10 protein-coding genes are annotated in these 13982 nt (G+C 67.3%); 1 reads left to right on the top strand and 9 read right to left on the bottom strand.

The annotated features are described in order from the left end of the window. Positions 1–77: 77 nt before the first annotated feature. The 9 genes from puuE to ABNX08_RS31730 all read right to left on the bottom strand — a co-directional run bounded on the left by puuE (position 78) and on the right by ABNX08_RS31730 (position 11947). Entirely contained in the window at positions 78–1067 is a 990-nt protein-coding gene (gene puuE / locus ABNX08_RS31770; protein WP_022539771.1) for an allantoinase PuuE, read from the bottom strand. 34 nt (positions 1068–1101) lie between these two features. Continuing rightward, complete coding sequence (locus ABNX08_RS31765) at positions 1102–1836, bottom strand: aspartate/glutamate racemase family protein (protein WP_022539770.1); 735 nt, start codon at positions 1834–1836, stop codon at positions 1102–1104. A 47-nt stretch (positions 1837–1883) separates the two neighbouring features. Beyond that, positions 1884–3407, bottom strand: a complete 1524-nt coding sequence (locus ABNX08_RS31760; protein ID WP_022539769.1) for an NCS1 family nucleobase:cation symporter-1 — start codon at positions 3405–3407, stop codon at positions 1884–1886. Positions 3408–3792: 385 nt separating this feature from the next. Continuing rightward, positions 3793–5955: a TonB-dependent siderophore receptor gene (locus ABNX08_RS31755; protein ID WP_022539768.1), complete on the bottom strand. Its 2163-nt coding sequence runs from the start codon at positions 5953–5955 to the stop codon at positions 3793–3795. 310 nt (positions 5956–6265) lie between these two features. Beyond that, positions 6266–6610, bottom strand: coding sequence for a lysozyme inhibitor LprI family protein (locus ABNX08_RS31750; protein ID WP_022539767.1), 345 nt, complete (start codon positions 6608–6610; stop codon positions 6266–6268). A 102-nt stretch (positions 6611–6712) separates the two neighbouring features. Next, on the bottom strand, positions 6713–7864 hold the full coding sequence (locus ABNX08_RS31745; protein WP_349607265.1) for an acyl-CoA dehydrogenase family protein: 1152 nt from the start codon (positions 7862–7864) through the stop codon (positions 6713–6715). Then, a complete protein-coding gene (locus ABNX08_RS31740) occupies positions 7861–8757 on the bottom strand; it encodes an SDR family oxidoreductase (protein WP_041682253.1) in 897 nt (298 codons plus the stop codon). Before ABNX08_RS31740 ends, ABNX08_RS31745 begins: the two co-directional genes overlap by 4 nt. A gap of 14 nt (positions 8758–8771) precedes the next feature. Then, a complete protein-coding gene (locus ABNX08_RS31735; RefSeq protein WP_022539764.1) occupies positions 8772–9794 on the bottom strand; it encodes a tripartite tricarboxylate transporter substrate binding protein in 1023 nt (340 codons plus the stop codon). After that, positions 9791–11947: an acetate--CoA ligase family protein gene (locus ABNX08_RS31730; protein ID WP_022539763.1), complete on the bottom strand. Its 2157-nt coding sequence runs from the start codon at positions 11945–11947 to the stop codon at positions 9791–9793. Before ABNX08_RS31730 ends, ABNX08_RS31735 begins: the two co-directional genes overlap by 4 nt. A gap of 325 nt (positions 11948–12272) precedes the next feature. On the opposite strand from ABNX08_RS31730, the gene ABNX08_RS31725 reads away from it, so the two are divergent. Continuing rightward, on the top strand, positions 12273–13934 hold the full coding sequence (locus ABNX08_RS31725) for a phospholipase D family protein (RefSeq protein ID WP_022539762.1): 1662 nt from the start codon (positions 12273–12275) through the stop codon (positions 13932–13934). The last annotated feature ends 48 nt before the right edge of the window (positions 13935–13982 follow it).

Here is a 13982-nt window from a genome sequence, read left to right as displayed (position 1 = left end):
GACATTCAGCCTGTCGCCGGAACTGGCGACGAAATCCGGCTATATCGTACACAAATATGGCGACGCGCACGGCGCTATCAGGCCGCGGCGGCTTCCTCGCGTAGCTTGCCGACGGTATCCGCGCGGCTCGCCGGCTGCCACGGATGCGCCTGCGCCCAGTGCCGCGCGATCTCGACACGGCGGCAGATCCACACCTTGTCATGGCCCTGCACATAGTCGAGGAAGCGCTGCAGCGCGCGAAAGCGGCCCGGCCGGCCGAGCAGGCGGCAGTGCATGCCGATCGACAGCATCTTCGGGCTGTCCAGGCCACCGGGATCGCCCTCCTCATATAGGACGTCGAACGCATCCTTCAGGTATTGGAAGTACTGCTCGCCGGTGTTGAAGCCCTGCGGCGTGGCAAAGCGCATGTCGTTGGAGTCCAGCGTGTACGGCACCACCAGGTGCGGCTTCTTCTCGCCGCTGGTGACTTCCACCTCGGTCCAGAAGGGCAGGTCGTCGCCGTAGTAGTCGGAGTCGTACAGCAAGCCGCCGTGCTCGACCACCAGCCGGCGCGTATTCGGGCTGTCGCGGCCGGTGTACCACCCCAGCGGCATCTCGCCGGTCAGCTCCTTGATGATCTGCATGCCGATGCGCATATGCTCGCGCTCGGTGGCTTCGTCGATGCCCTGGTAGTGGATCCAGCGCCAGCCGTGGCAGGCAATCTCATGGCCCAGTTCGACAAAGGCGCGCGTCAGTTCAGGATGGCGCTGCAGCGCCATCGACACGCCGAAGATGGTGAGCGGCAGGCCGCGCTTCTCGAACTCGCGCAGGATGCGCCAGACGCCGGCGCGCGAGCCGTATTCGTAGATCCCCTCCATGCTCATGTGGCGGTCGGGGTAGGCCGCGGCGCCGACGATCTCGGAGAGGAACTGTTCGGAGGCAGCGTCGCCGTGCAGCACGCAGTTCTCGCCGCCTTCTTCATAGTTGAGGACAAACTGCACGGCGATGCGGGCGCCGCCGGGCCAGCGGGCGTGTGGCGGCTGCGCGCCGTAACCGATCAGGTCGCGTGGGTAGCGTGGCTGGAGCATATTGCTTTGGCAGGAAGAGGGGGTCGAAAGAAGGTCAGTTGAGCGCATAAGGCGCCAGCATGCCGGCGTACGCCTTGGGCAGCGGCCGCGCCCAATCGCCGCGCTTGCTGGTGGCCAGGCGCACCGAGACCAGCGCCTCGGCCATCTTGACCGCGCACACCACGCCATCGATCACCGGCGCGCCGATGGCGTCGGCGATCTCGTCGCACAGGTCGGTCATGCCGGCGCAGCCGAGCACGATGCATTCGCTACGGTCTTCGGCGAGCGCGCGGCGGCAGGCCTCGGTGATGATGCGGCGCGCGTCCGAGCCCGGGCGCTCCAGCTCCAGCACCGGCAGGTCGCAGGCGCGCACGTTGTTGCAGAAGCGCTCCATGCCATAGCGCTCGGCCAGGTGCCAGGCGATATTGCAGGTGCGCGCCAGCGTGGTCACCACGCTGAAGCTGCTGCCGACCATGCTGGCCATATGCATCGCGGCCTCGGCAATGCCGATCACGGGCCCGCGCGCCACCTCGCGCGCCGCATACAGCCCAGGGTCGCCGAAGCAGGCGATGACGTAGCCGTCCACGCCTTCCTGCTCGCCGGCCAGGATCTCGTCGAGGATGCCGGGCACGGACAGCGCCTCGTCATAGTGGCTCTCGATCGAGGCCGGTCCCATGCGCGGGCTGACCGCGCTGATGCGCGTGCCCGGCGCCGCCACGGCAACGGCGCACTGGCCGATCTTCTCGGTCATGGTCTGGGTGGTGTTGGGATTGATGATCTTCAGCTTCATGGACGCGGCTCTGCGAAGGTGCGGTCGAATGGATGGGGCGGTCGGGATCAGGCCTGGCTGGCGGCGCGGTTGCCGAAGTGGGCAGCCATCATGCGCGGCGCCAGCTGGCGGTACAGCACCAGCGCGATACCCATGCCGATAAACCAGCTGTAGTTGGCCGCAGGCTGCCACGCGGGCACTACCACGCACAGGATCGGGATGATTGCGGCCGGGATCATGGTGGCCACCGCTGCCGGATTGAAGCCGTTGCGGTACCAGTAGCGGCCGCGCGGGCTCAGCGTGTACAGGTCGTCGACCTCCACGTGCTGGCGGCGCACCAGGTAGTAGTCGGCGATCAGGATGCCGAACAGCGGCCCGATAAAGGCGCCCAGCACATCGAGCGTGTAGTGGATCACGGCCGGGTTGTTGTACAGGTTCCAGGGCGTGATGAAGATCGATGCCACCGCGGCGATCATGCCGCCGGTGCGCCAGCTGATGTGCTTGGGCGATACGTTGGAGAAGTCGAACGCCGGCGAGACGAAGTTGGCGACGATATTGATGCCGATGGTCGCGGTCATGAAGGTGAACGCGCCCAGCAGCATGGCGAAGGTGCTGTCGATATGGCTGACGGTTTCCACCGGGTCGGTGATCAGCTTGCCGAACACCGGCAGCGTGGCCGAGGTGGTGATCACAGTCAGCAGCGAGAAGCCCAGGAAGTTGACCGGCAGCCCCCAGAAGTTGCCGCGCTTGACCGACTTGAAGTCCTTGGCATAGCGCGAGAAATCGCCGAAGTTCAGCATCGGGCCAGAGAAGTACGACACCACCAGCGCGATCGCGCTCAGCATCACCGGTACCGCTTCCCAGCCGGTGTACTTGATGAAGCTCAGCGTGAAGTTGACGTTCTCCCAGCCGGCCTTGCTGACCAGCCAGATCGCCAGCGCGATCATCACCACGTACACCGCCGGGCCGGCCAAGTCGATGAACTTGCGGATGGTTTCCATGCCGGTCCAGAACACCAGCGCCTGCAGCACCCACAGCACCATGAACGCGGCCCAGCCGAGCGTGGACAGGCCGGCAAAGCCATGCAGCTTGACGTCGGAATAGGGCGCAAGTGCCGGGAAGAAGTGCAGCGCCAGCACCAGGAAGGCGCTCGACGCGAGATAGGTCTGGATGCCGTACCAGGCCACCGCGATCAGGCCGCGGATCACGGCGGGGATGTTGGCGCCGAGCACGCCGAACGACGCGCGGCAGATCACCGGATAGGGCGTGCCGGTCACCTGGCTGGGCTTGGCGACCAGGTTGCAGAAGAACTGGACGATCAGGATGCCGACGAGCAGCGATACCAGCACTTGCCAGCTCGTCAGGCCGAGCGCGAACAGGCTGCCGGCGGTGATGTAGCCGCCAACGCTGTGCACATCGGACATCCAGAAGGCGAAGATGTTGTAGGTGCCCCAGGTTTGTTTGCGCAGGGGGGCCAGGTCTTCGTTGGTGAGGCGGTCGTCGTAACTCGGCTTGATCAGGGCGTTGCCGTGGGGGGCGTGCCCGGCTTGCACGTCTGGCGCGTCGGTTGGCGTGGCGCTCGTTTGCATCATCTGAGTCTCCTGGCAGATGGTTGTCTTGACGATAGGCGAACGTGCGGCCGTGTGGCTCTTTTGTGCGCCTTGAGTGGGTTGTTGTACTGTCTACTAAATTGTCGACAAAAATTCGTGTATGTGTAGACGATGTTGTAGATCATGGATTCTTGATTGTCAACATTCGATTTCCCTGAAGAGGGGGAGGCGTTGGCGGCTGGTGCCTGCGGCATGCGTCGGTCGATGCTCGACGGCTCTCGCTGCTGGTGACATGTCGCCGTTGAACCAAGCGGTTCAAGCAACGACAACATGTCACCAGCAGCGAGAGCTATCGAGCCACCAAACAAAAAACCCCACTCCGAAGAGCAGGGTTCTGCAAGGCACACCATCCAGCTACAACAACAACTCAATAAGCAATCCTCGCCGTCAAGCTAACACTGCGAGGATCCCCCGGCTGCAGGTAGTTCTCATACTGGAAGCCCCAGTAGTGCTTGTTAGTCAGGTTGTTCAACGCCGCACGCAGCGTCACGTCCTTGCCTGCAACGCGTGTGTTGTAGGTCGCACCGACGTTAAACACCGTATAGCCAGCCGTCTCCAGCGTATTAGTCGCATTCAGCTTGGTGCCCCCCGTGTACTTGCCATCAACGCCAAGACGCAACCCCGGCACGAACGGCACGCGATAGCTCACGCGGCCGGCGAACACGAAGTCCGGCGCGCCAGCAACGCGGTTGCCACTGTTGGGGTTGCCCTTGTCGTAGTAGGTGTCCAGGTACATCGCGCTGGCGCCGAATTCCCACTGCGAACCCAGGCGATACACACCCGCCAGTTCCACCCCTTGGTAGATCGAGGTGCCGTCCTGCTGACGCGTCGGCACGCCGCCGCTGATGCTGTCATACTCCGCGCCGCGCTCGATCCGGAAAGCGGCCGCCGTGGCGCTCCACTTCTGTTGGTCGGCCTTGACGCCAACTTCATACTGCTTGCTGCGAATTGGGCTCAGCAGCTGGCGCGCGTTGGTATAACCGTCCGGCACGATCGAGCCCGGCTCCAGCGCTTCCACGTAGCTGGCATAGACCGTGGCCGTCGGCACCGGCTTGAACATCAGCGCGAGTGTGGGCGTCACCACGGCGCTCTTGCTGTAGCTCGACGTCACCGGCACATACCCGTTCTGCTCGAAGTTGGTCACGCGCAGGCCCGCCAGCACCGACCAGCGCTCGGTCAGCTGCACGGTATCGCTGGCAAACACCGACTTCTGCGTGATGTCGCTGTTGCGCACCTTGTTGAACGCCGTCGAGCTGAAGTACGTGTTGGTATTGGGCAAGAAGATATTGCCGGTGCCGATCACAGCGCCGAAGCCGTTGTTGTCATAGCGGTCGATCTGCTTCTGCCACGACAGGCCCGCCACCAGCTGGTGGCCGAACGGGCCGGTGCGGAACTTGCCTTCCAGCATCGCCTGCCACTGGCCCACCTGCTGGTTCTGCGCGGTGTCGAAGCGCATGTCGCTGTAGTCCCCAGCCTGGTTCAGCAGGTTGTAGGTACTCTCGTTGCGGCTGCGGTTGACCTTGGTGAAGCTGTAGTTGGTGCTGACCGCCCAGTCCGGATTGACCTGGTAGCGCAGGCCCGTGGTGTAGAGCTGTAGGTTGGTGTTCAAGTGCTGGTCGGCGCCGGCGAAATTGCGGATGCGGCCCGACACCGCGGCCGGCAGCGCCGTGTCGCCGTAGCTCCAGAAGCTGAACGACGGCATCTGCCCGGTGGCGCGGCGGTCCTGGTAGATCGAGTCGAAGGTCCAGGTCAGGTCCTTGGTCAGGCGTGCGTCCAGGCCCAGCGACACCGTGTCGCGCTTGATATTGCGCGCGTTGTAGGGTGTGCCTTCCTCGTGCGTCGCGTTCAGGCGGTAGCCGAACATGTTATTCGGGCCGGCGCGGCCGCCCAGGTCGACGTGCTCGCTCCACACGTTGGCGGCGCGGTAGCCGAGCTCGAACGAGGCGGTGAAGGTGTCGGTCGGCTTCTTGGTGACGTAGTTGACGATGCCGCCCGGCGTGGCAAAGCCGTACATGAAGCCCGGCAGGCCCTTGAGCAGTTCCACCTGCTCCAGATGCTCGTACGGCAGCGTGATGCCGTAGGCCACGAACGGCAGGCCGTTGATCTTGAAGCCGTTCTGCCAGTCGATCTGCAGGCCGCGCACGGTCAGGTAGCTGGACCAGCTGTTGTAGCCGTTGCTGTTGTCGGTGACCGAGGCGTCCATCGCGAACACGTCGCCCAGCTTGCTGACCTGGCGGTCGGCGAGGTCTTCGCCGGTGACGATGGTGGTGGAGTAGGGCGTGTCCAGCTGCGTGCGCGAGCCGAGCGCGCCGGCGCTGGCTTTTTTCTCAAGCTGCAGGCCGGAATCGTCCACCGCGGTGGCGGTGACGGTCACCGCGGGCAGCGACTGCGCGTCGGCCGGGGAGGTGGTTTGCTGCGCCAGGGCGGCCGCTGCGGGGAAACCAGTCAGGACGGCCAGTTGCGCCAGCACGGCGAAATGGCGGGGTTTGGGTGCGCGAAAATGCGCGGCGCGGATGACTGGGCGGCTCATGAGGCAGGGTGAGGCGAGTGGGCCAAAAGGCGAATGTAGATACAAATGCGAATAATTCGCATTTACGAAAAGTCCGAATGATGCCTAGGCCGGGGTGGGGCGTCAAGCTGCGGGGTGGGGTGTTGTGGTGAAAGCAACGGATGGCTCGCGTAGCCCGCTCGCGCTACGCTGTTCGCCTGACTCGCCTAAGGATTGCTGGAGCCTGCCCTGTCTGCTTCGACTTCGTTCGTGCCCGGATCGACGCGCAAATCAAGGAAGAGGCTTCCGCCGTGCTGGCAGCGCTGGGCCTGACGGTGTCAAGCGAACAACCCTACAACGGCTTCTGAATTCCCTCATACACCTTATCCAACTCCGCGATCCGCTCGTTATACCGCTGCTTCAGGCATTCGACATTGCGCCCGCACTGCCGCCGCTGCTTCAGCCACGCCCGCTGCTTGTCCTGCATGTCGCCCCGCACCCCCATTGCAAACAGCCCGCTAAGCAGCTTGTATTTGGTGCTCAGCTCCACGTCCTTGTCATTGAGTGCGCGGTCGGCGCAGATGGCGATTTCATCCGGCAGGCGCGCCTTGCCGCAGTCGAAGCTGGCGGCATTGGCAAGTGGTGCGGTGAGAGCGCCCAGCAGGGCAAGGGAAACAAGCCGGTGGTGAAGGTGCATCGTGCTGTCCTCGGGCGAAATCGGGCGAAATCGGGCGTCGATTAAAGGGCGCGCAGCGCGTATGCATCGCGCGCCCCAACAAGGATAGCTCGCACCCCGCCGCTACAGCCCCAGCTGCTTCGCTGCCAGGTCCTTCATGATCTCCTCCGCGCCGCCGCCGATCATCATCACCTTGACCTCGCGATACAGCCGCTCGACCCGGCTGCCACGCATATAGCCCATGCCCCCAAGCAGTTGCACGGCGCGATCCGCGCAGAACTGGAAGGTGCGCGTGGCCTGGTTCTTGGCCATGGCGATCTGCGCCACCGGCGCGGCACCGTCGTCCAGGCGCGCGGCCAGGTCGTCGAGCAGCGCGCGCGTGGCTTCGATGCGGGCGGCCATGTCGACCAGCTGGTGGCGCACCACCTGGTGGTCGGCCAGCCGCTTGCCGAAGGTGCGGCGTTCGCGCGCCCAGGCCAGCGCGTCGTGGAAGCAGACCTGCGCATAGCCGCATGCGGCTGCGGCCAGCGCCAGCCGTTCGTGGTTGAAGTTGCGGGTGATGGCGGCGAAGCCCTTGCCTTCCTCGCCGATGAGGTTCTCCACCGGCACGCGGCAGTCCTCGAAGAACAGCTGCGCGGTGTCCGACGCCCACCAGCCCATCTTCTTCAGCGGCGTGCGCGTGAGGCCCGGTGTATCGCCCTCGACCAGCAGCAGCGACACGCCGCCAGAGCCCGGTCTGCCGGTACGCACGGCCACCGTGATGTAGTCCGCGCGCATGCCCGAGGTGATGTAGAGCTTGGTGCCGTTGACCACGTAGTGGTTGCCCTCGCGGCGCGCGCTGGTCGTCAGTTGCGCCACGTCGGAGCCGGCACCGGGCTCGGTGATCGCCAGCGCGGAGATCTTCTCGCCCGACAGGATCTGCGGCAGCACGCGGGCCTTGAGCGCATCGCTGCCCACCGCCGCGATCGGCGGCGCGCCGATGGTGTGCGAGAACAGCCCCGAAGCGATGCCGCCCGAGCCGCCCCAGGCGCGCTCCTCGAACAGGATCATGCGGTAGAAGGCATCGCAGGGCGCCCCGCCATATTCCTCCGGAAAGCCCGGCTGCAGCAGCCCGGCTTCGGCCGCCTTGCGGTACAGCTCGCGCGGGAAACTGCCGGCTTCGTCCCAGGCTTCGGCATGCGGGGCGACTTCCTTCTCGAAGAAGCGCCGCACGCTGGCGCGGAACGATTCATGGTCAGCGCTGTAATAGCGCGGGTTGGGCGGCTGCAGGATCATGGTGTCGATCCTTCGGCGGACGGTGTCAGGCACTGCGGCAGCGTGTAGAGCGGAAAGCCGTTGAACGGCTGCGAGCGCCGGTGCTCGGGCAACGCCCACGTGTGCTTGGCATTGGGCACGCCGCCATCGATGCGCAGGGTCGAGCCGGTGATGAACGACGCCGCCGGCGACAGCAGGAACACCACCGCCGCCGATACCTCGGCCTCGGTGCCCAGCCGCTGCAGCGGCACCTTGCGCGCGAGCTGGCGGATCTTGGCCTGGAACTCGGGCGGATAGGTGTCGAAGCCGCTCGAGGCGATCCAGCCCGGCGCGACCGCGTTGACGCGCACGCCGGCCGCGGCCCATTCGCAGGCGGCGGTCTCGGTGAAGGACAGCATGCCCGCGCGCGCCGCGCCGGAGTGGCCCATCCCCGGCATCCCATTCCACATGTCGGCGATGATGTTGACGATGGCGCCGCCGTTGGCTTCCATCCATTGCGTGAAGCACTCGCGCGCTACCAGGAAGCCGCCGGTCAGATTGTTGCGCACCACCGCTTCCCAGCCCTTCAGGCTGATATCGCGCAGCGGCGACGGGAACTGGCCGCCGGCGTTGTTGAACAGGCCGTCGAGGCGGCCATGCGCGGCCAACATCGCGGCCACCGTGTCGCGCACCTGCGCTTCGTCGCGGATATCGCAGGCGTGCAGCGTGATGCGGCTGGCGGCTTCGGGCTCGGCGGCGACGATCTCGGCCTTTACCTGTTCGAGCTTGTCGAGCTTGCGCCCGGCCAGCGCCAGGCCCGCGCCCAGGCTGGCGAGCTCGTGCGCGGTGCAACGGCCGATGCCGCTGCCGCCGCCGGTGATGAGGATGGTGCGGCCCGCGAACAGCCCGCGATGGAAGATCGATCGGTATGGCATGCGGTGCTCCGGGATCATGGATTGGCGCTCAGGCCGAGCCGCTTCACCAGCTTGCCCTGGCTGTCATAGCGCTGGCGCGCGAAGGCGGCGTAGTCGGTGCTGCTCAGGTAGGCGGTTTCCTGGTCGAACCGCTCCAGCATCTGCTGCATGGCCGGATCGTTCAGCGCCTTGCGGAAGGCGTCGTGCAGCACCTGCACCGCCTGCGGGTCCAGGTTGCGCGGCCCGGCGATGCCGAAGGGCGAGGTCGACACCATGTCCAGCCCCACGTCGCGCAGCGTGGGCACCGCGGGCCAGCGGCGCGAGCGCGCGGCGGTCCACAGCACCAGCCAGCGCGCCTTGCCGCTGTCGACGTAGGGCCCGATGCCGCCCGCGGTCACGCCCAGGTCGATATGCTGGCCCATCATCGCGGTGATGATCTCGGACTCGCCCTTGTACGGCACGTGGTTGAGGCGGATGCCGAGCTTCTGGCTGACCTCTTCCATGGTCACGTGCATGGTGCTGTTGGTGCCGGTGGTGCCGTAGCTGATCGCGCCGGGGCGCTTGCGCGCGTCTTCCACCATCTCCTGCCAGGACTTCCACGGCGCCTGCTCGCGCACCGCCACGCCCAGCGTGTAGCCGGTCAGGTGGATCACGTAGGTGAAATCCTGCATCGGGTCGAACTGGGTCTTCTGCAGGTGGGGCAGGCGGAACACCGGCTCCGGCATGATCGTCAGCGTGTAGCCGTCGGGTTTGGCGCGCGCCACCACGTTGGCGCCCAGCACGCCGGCCGCCCCCGGGCGGTTCTCCACCACCACGCGCTGGCCCAGCGTCTTGCTGGCGCCTTCGGCCAGCGTGCGCACCAGGGTGTCGGTGGCGCCGCCCGCGGCGAAAGGCACGATCAGCGTGACCGGCTGCGCCGGGAAGCCGCTGGCGTGCGCCTGGCGCGGTGCCAGTGCGCCCAGCGGCCCCAGCGCGCCGAGCCCCAGCAGGGCGAGCGTGCCGCGGCGGCGGCGGTCGTCGATGGCTTCGGCGGCCGTCCTGGCTATGCCCGTCTTCATTGCGCACCTCCTTCGGGATGGGATGGGGCCATCAGCACCAGCGCGTCGAGGGCCACGGCGCCCTGGCCGGCCTCGCGCACCAGCAGGGGATTCACTTCCATTTCCGCCAGGCCGTCGCCCAGCGCCATGGCGGCATCGGACAACCCGGCAATGGCGGCCACTGCGGCATCGATGTCGGCAGGCGGCTTGCCGCGGAAGCCGGTCATCAGCCGGTAGCCGCGCAGGCTGGCCAGCATCTCGCGCGCCATGTCGCGGTCCACCGGCAGCAGGCGGTGCGCCACGTCGTGGAAGATCTCGGTGAAGATGCCGCCCAGGCCTACCGTCATGGCCAGCCCGAAGACCGGGTCGCGCGTCACACCGACGATCAGCTCGCACACGCCGCCGGCCATCTTCTGCACCAGCACGCCGCGCTGGCGCGCCTGTGGCAGGGCGCGGGTGGCGGCGGCTACTACCTCGGCGGCCGCGGCCTGCACCTGCGCCGCATCGGCCAGGCCCAGCCGAACGCCGCCTATCTCGGTCTTGTGGGCGATGTCCGGGCTCAGCACCTTGACCGCCACGGGGTAACCGATGGCATCGGCGGCCGCCGCGGCTTCCTGTGGCGTGGCCGCAGCGGCTTCGGCGCCAACCGGTACGCCGAAACCTGACAGCCATTGCTTGGCCTGGTGTTCGTCCAGCGTCTCGGCGGGCAGGTAGCCGGCCGCGCCGGTGGTGGCCTGTTGGCGCAGCGCCATCCAATGCGCGGTTGGTGTTGCCGTGCCCAACCAGCCGACATAGGTACCCAGCGCCTTGGCCGCGCGCGCGCAGTCGGGGAACAGCGCGACGCCGGCGGCGGCCAGCTTCGCGCGGCTTGCGGGCTCGCCGGTGGTGGCGACCACGATCAGGCGGTTGGTCTGGCCGGCCACGGCGACCAGCTCGTCGGCCATGCGGTCGAGCAGGTAGGCAGTGGCGTAGAGGAAGATCGCGTCGATGCCGTCGGCGGCGGCCAGCTCGTTTAGCACCGCATGGGCCAGGCCCTCGCGGTTGAACAGTTGCCCGGTCATGTCGACCGGGTTGGCGGTGGCGCCGATCTCCGGCACCGCCGCCTGCAGGCGCTGTTGCACCCCTTCATCCAGGCGCGGCACTTCCAGCCCGGCGGCGCTGAGCAGGTCGGCGGAGAGCGCGCCCATCGCGCCGGAGACCGATGCCACTACCACGCGGCGCCCGGCGCTGCGCTGGCGGAAGCCCGCCAGATGGGCGAGGTCGGTCAGGTGCGTCGGATCGCTCGCCTGCATCGCGCCCAGCTGCGCAAACGCGGCGCGATAGATCGCCTGGTTGCCCGCCAGCACCGCGGTATGCGACTGCGTGGCGGACGAACCCGCCTCGCTCTCGCCCGCCTTGAGCACGATCAGCGGCTTGTCCGCGGCGCGCAGCCGGGCGGCGGCATTGATAAAGCGCGGCCCGTTGCGCAGCCCTTCCACGTAGCCGACCACGGCGCCGGTGTGCGCGTCGTCGGCCAGGTAGTCAAGGTAGTCGGCGTAGTCCAGGCAGGCTTCGTTCCCGGTATTGATGAACTGGTGGAAGCCCACGTCCATCTGGCGCCCGGTGGCGTAGACGATGGCGCAGACATTGCCGCTCTGCGTCAGCAGGCTGACGTGGCCGGGGCCGTCCTGCGGCGGGAAGGCGCGGAAGGTGGTGGCAAAGGCGGTGATGGCGCGCGTGGTCAGGTTGGCCAGGCCCATGCAGTTGGGGCCGGCGATGGCCATGCCGGTCTCGCGTGCAAAGGCGGTCAGCTCGGCCTGCCGCGCGGCGCCGGCCTCGCCCGCCTCGGCAAAGCCGGAGGCGTACAGGATCGCGGCGCGGATGCCGCGTGCGTGGCAGCGCCGCAGTTGCGGCAGCACCTCGTCGGCGCCCAGCGCCAGCACCGCCGCGTCGGGGGTGTGCGGCAGCGCTTCGATGTCGGGATAGCAGGCCAGCCCGGCGATTTCGGCATAGCGCGGGTTGACCGGGTAGACCGTGCCGCGATAGCCGAGGCGCTGCAGGTGGTCCAGCGCCACGCCGCCGATGCGGCTGGTGTCGCGCGAGGCGCCCACGATGGCGATCGAAGCGGGCTCGAGCAACAGGGACAGGGCGGTGCGGCTGGCGGTGCCGGCCGCGGCGGAAGGGGAAAGGCTCATTCGTTGTCTCCATCCTTCCCGTACCGGAAGGTGAGCCGATTCAAGCCGATTGCACCGGGCCGCGGCAAGCGCATGGGCGTGGACTGTGCACATTGTGAACAGCCGCCCATGATGACTGGCCTATGTCTCAGGTGCAGCCGGTGATGTGCGCCCGGCGCCGCTCCGTAGGGTGCGGCAGCGTGCGGTGTAGGACAAACACCCGGTGCGGAAAGGAATGGCACTGCTGCCGCGGCCACGGACCGCGGTATATGTTTGGAGGGTGCGGGCGCTGCACGCCGGCCGGCGTGTGCAGCCGCCCATCCCCGGCGCAGGGAGACCTTGACGGATGTTCCAGACGCTCTGCCATTTCCCGTTCGATGCCAGGCGGCCAGGCACCGCGGGCTGGCTCACGCGCCTGCGCCGGTTCGCTGCCCTCGCGCTGGTCTTCACGCTGGGGGCCGCCGCGATGGGTGGCTGCACCAGCCTGCCGGCCTCGGCACAGCGCACCCCCTCGACCGCGCCCGCCAACACGGCCGACACGTCGCTGGGCAAGGTGCTCACGCGGCGCCTGGCGCAGCATCCCGGCGAGTCGCTGTTCTATCCCCTCGCCTCCGGGCCCGACGCGCTGGCCGCGCGGCTGGCGATGGCGCGCGCCGCCGAGCGCAGCCTGGACCTGCAGACCTATATCTTCGAGCCCACCGGCACCGGCGCCGCGGTGCTGGGCGACATCATCGATGCAGCCGACCGCGGCGTGCGCGTGCGGCTGCTGCTGGACGACCTGAAAACCGGCGGACTGGACGAGGTCCTGTCGGCGGTCGATTCCCACCCCAATATCGAAGTGCGCCTGTTCAATCCGTTCGCCAACCGCAGCATGCGCTGGCTGGAAATGCTGGTGGGCTTCAAGCGGCTGGACCGGCGCATGCACAACAAGTCGATGACGGTGGACAACCAGATGTCGCTGGTGGGCGGGCGCAATGTCGGCGACGCCTACTTTTCCGCCCGCCCCGACATGGACTTCAGCGACCTGGACGTGCTGATCGCCGGGCCCGCGGTGCCGCAGGTGTCGGCCGTGTTCGACGAATACTGGAATGATGAGTCCTCGTACCCGGTCGTGGCGCTGATCCCCGCCGGCAAGGAGGCACCGGTCGAGATGCGCAACCTGCGCAAGCGGCTGGAGGCGCGCGGCGACCTCGCGAAAACCAGCCCCTATGTGCAGGAGTTGCTGGATTCCGGCCTGGCCAAGGGCATCGAGAGCGGCCACATGCCCGGCTACACCGGCAAGGCCACCGTGGTCTCCGACAAGGCCGCCAAGATCACGCACCAGACCGACGACGAGCCGGGCCATGCCACCGCCCGGCTCGAGAAAATGATCGGCAGCGCGCAGAAGGAGGTCCTGCTGATCTCACCGTACTTCGTGCCCGACGACGACGGCGAGGCATGGCTGATCGCGCTGGCCGGGAGCGGCATCCGCGTGCGCATCCTGACCAACTCGTTCGCCGCCACCGACGTGAGCGCGGTCCACGCTGGGTATGCGCCGCACCGCCAGGCGCTGGTGGCCGCCGGGGTAGAACTGTATGAGCTCAAGCCGAGCGCCTACGCGGAGCTTGCGGCTCGCGGCAAGTCCGCGCGCGGTTCGCGCTCGCGCTCGTGGCTGTCTTCCAGCCGCGCCAGCCTGCATGCCAAGAATTACATCGTTGACCGGCGCCTGGTGTTTATCGGCTCGCTCAACATGGACCCGCGCTCGGCCAAGCTCAATACCGAGATGGGCATCGTGCTGGACAGCCCCGCGCTGGCCGAACGCATGATCAAGTCCACCGAGGACGGGCTGCTCGACATGGCCTACCGCGTCGGGCTGCAGACCGATGGCGACGGCGGCAATCCGCGCCTGACCTGGACCACGCGCGAGAAAGGCCAGCTCACTGTCTATGACAGCGAACCCGACATGGGTCCGCTGCAGCATCTGGGCATCGGCGTGCTGCGTGTGCTCCCGATCAAGGAAGAGCTATAGACCCCCTGCGGCGCTGCCCGGCGCCTTTCCTGAACCGGGGTTTGGGGG

It is taken from the genome of Cupriavidus sp. DF5525 (genome assembly GCF_040149425.2).
Classification (GTDB): domain Bacteria; phylum Pseudomonadota; class Gammaproteobacteria; order Burkholderiales; family Burkholderiaceae; genus Cupriavidus; species Cupriavidus pickettii_A.
This window is presented reverse-complemented; position numbering and strand designations above follow the sequence as displayed.